Origin of the sequence: Bartonella sp. AP36NXGY, assembly GCF_042195865.1 — a bacterium.
Classification (GTDB): Bacteria; Pseudomonadota; Alphaproteobacteria; order Rhizobiales; family Rhizobiaceae; genus Bartonella.
The window spans coordinates 1-2,683 of the sequence record NZ_JBHIPD010000063.1 but is presented as its reverse complement, the minus strand read 5'-3'; the positions used below and the strand labels follow the sequence as shown (position 1 = coordinate 2,683).

Below are 2,683 nucleotides of genomic sequence, written 5' to 3'. Positions count from 1 at the left end.
TGGTTCAACAGGGGCAGAAGGAGGAGAAACAGTATCCAGAGATGAAGTGTCCTCCGGAGCAGAGGGCTCAGATGGCAACGACATAGAAAGTGGATCAGGGCGTGGAGAATCAACAGGATCAGAGGACGTAGAAGAAGGAGGGTCAGACATAAACGACGTAGAAAATGGATCGGGAGGAGGAGGATCGACAGGATCAGGGGATGTAGAAGAAGGAGAGTCAGATGTCAACGACGTAGAAAGTGGATCGGGAGGAGAAGATAGAGGATCAACAGGATCAGGGGATGTAGAAGAAGGAGAGTCAGATGTCAACGACGTAGAAAGTGGATCGGGGGGAGAGGATGGAGGATCAACAGGACCAGAGGACGTAGAAGAAGGAGAGTCAGATATCAACGACGTAGAAAGTGAATTGGGGGGAGAAGATGGAGGATCAACAGGACCAGAGGACGTAGAAGAAGGAGAGTCAGATATCAACGACGTAGAAAGTGAATTGGGGGGAGAAGATGGAGGATTAACAGGATGAGATAATGAAGAAGGTTTACCAAATGGACCATTATAAGAACCTATTCTAGAAGAAATATAAACCCCTTCGAGTCGGAAATCCCAAAATTCCCCCTCACCTTCCACTAATCTTTGCGTAGCATCTGCTTCTCCAAAGGGCGAACCTGGACCATAACCACGAATACGATATTGATAAGGAAAACCTTTCACCGTAGTATAATCATCATAACCATTGGCGAGTCGAAAAGAACCTGCCTGCGCTGTTCCAGCAACTTGAATGAGTGAAATGCTTTGATCTTTTCCCTCATAGACTTCTTTACTTGCATATTTTGGAAAATTTTGCACATGAATGAATGTCGTTCCAGAAACATCCCCATAGATCAATATGCGATCCGTCTTTTGGGGATTAAACAAACCCTCATCATTCAAAAATGCATTCAACCTAATCTGAGCGTTTCCCTCAGCACTGTAGACTTTTTTATCTTTTGATGCGAGAATTTTATCTCCTGCACCTATATCTGCTTTTTTTCCAATGCATAGCGTTTGATAACCACTACCTTCATCAAAGATCAATGTGCTATTGGAAAGACTTAGAGAAGAAAGCGATGAAACAGATTCCTGTAAACCGTTGTATTTACTTTTAGTAAGATACCATTTTGAATAACGAATTAACTCTAAATCAATAACCGATCTATCCTCAACACGCGTACCTCCTGTAAGAGAGGAAGCGTTTGCTTTCACCAATAGAGAAGCATTATTTTCAGCTTTTAGCAACAAATCACCAGAGATTTTTGTTTCATCCGATAATTCAAGAGTGCCTTTTACTTCATAGTCTTTATTCCCCTTCGCATAAATCGCAATCCCGTCTGGAACTGTCATATTTGTCTCTGATAAATAAACAAATGCCCTCCCCGTGATAACTTTTTTGGTTTCTAAAATTTTTTCATCATCTCGTTGCCTCAACATTTTAGCAAGTTCTTCTGGAGCTAAAACATTAAAGCACAGTCCATATACTCCCTCACTCTGAACAGAAATATTGTTTTTTTCTATCTTAATACTTGTATTCTTAAAGCCATCTGGTGAAATATATTTTTGAATTAACTTACCATTATCATTTACATAACCTGAAAAGTTTTTCATCAAGAATGCATGCATATGGTTCAGCTGAATAAAATTGTTTTTCAAATGAACGTCACCACCTTGAAAAACCTCAAAAGCTTCTGGCAATACCCCCATAGCTCGATCACCATCTGTTAAAGTTTCCTCCCTCCTTCCTTGCCCCGTAATCCCCATAGTATCAAGAATATAGCGCCCCCCAAATCGAGTTGAAAATGAGCCAATCTGGTTAAAATTAACGGTACCGTCTGTCATTTTAACCATTGCATCAAAACCACTCATAATACCGATCCCTTTTACATTCAAGTTATCTGGCTCAATATTGATATTCACACTCACTAAAGCAATATCCGTTCCTCTCCCCCATGCATAAATAGCATGTGAAATCCCCTTAATTTCCCCTACTGTCATGCTAATAACGGCATTTTGAGCACGAAGAGCAGGTATATTCTTAAAATCTGAAGCTACTAGATTAATTGTTCCACCATTTCTTACATACGCCCCATACGCAGATATTTTATCTGGATCATCGCCATAAACTGTTATCTGAGACGCATTAACAATAGTGCCTGCTTTTTCTACATATATAGCTGCAATAGGTGCAATATGAGCAGACGTCTCTTGAGAACTTTTTAAGTAATAGATTTTATCTGCAAGAAAGTGTGTTTTTCTATCATCGCATTTATAAAATGCCCCTCCTGCATCACTTGAAGATCCTGCAGCACTAACATACGTAACCTGCAAAAAATAAAGAATAGCTGTTGTAACGTTGCATAAAAATACATATTTATGAAATACATAAATCATAACTCTTGCCGCCTTCTATTCCCCTACTTCTATTCATTGAAGAATAATATCTATATTTAAGCTAATAAAGTTCTCAAAATACAATAAATATAAAATGAAATATTTAATTTAATACTTAATATAACACTATATACTTATATATAAGTTATATATAAGTTACTATATAGTTTATGTATCGCTAAAAAAGGTGGCGCAATCCAGCAGAGAAACTCGTTCCAGAAAAACCAATTTTCTTAAATCTATGCTGATAAGTGACATCTCC

General features: G+C 38.5%; 1 protein-coding gene. It reads right to left on the bottom strand.

The features are described 5' to 3' along the window. On the bottom strand, positions 1–2,421 hold a 2,421-nt coding region (locus ACFINX_RS09610), incomplete at its 3' end, for an autotransporter outer membrane beta-barrel domain-containing protein (RefSeq protein WP_375668754.1). Positions 2,422–2,683: the final 262 nt, after the last annotated feature.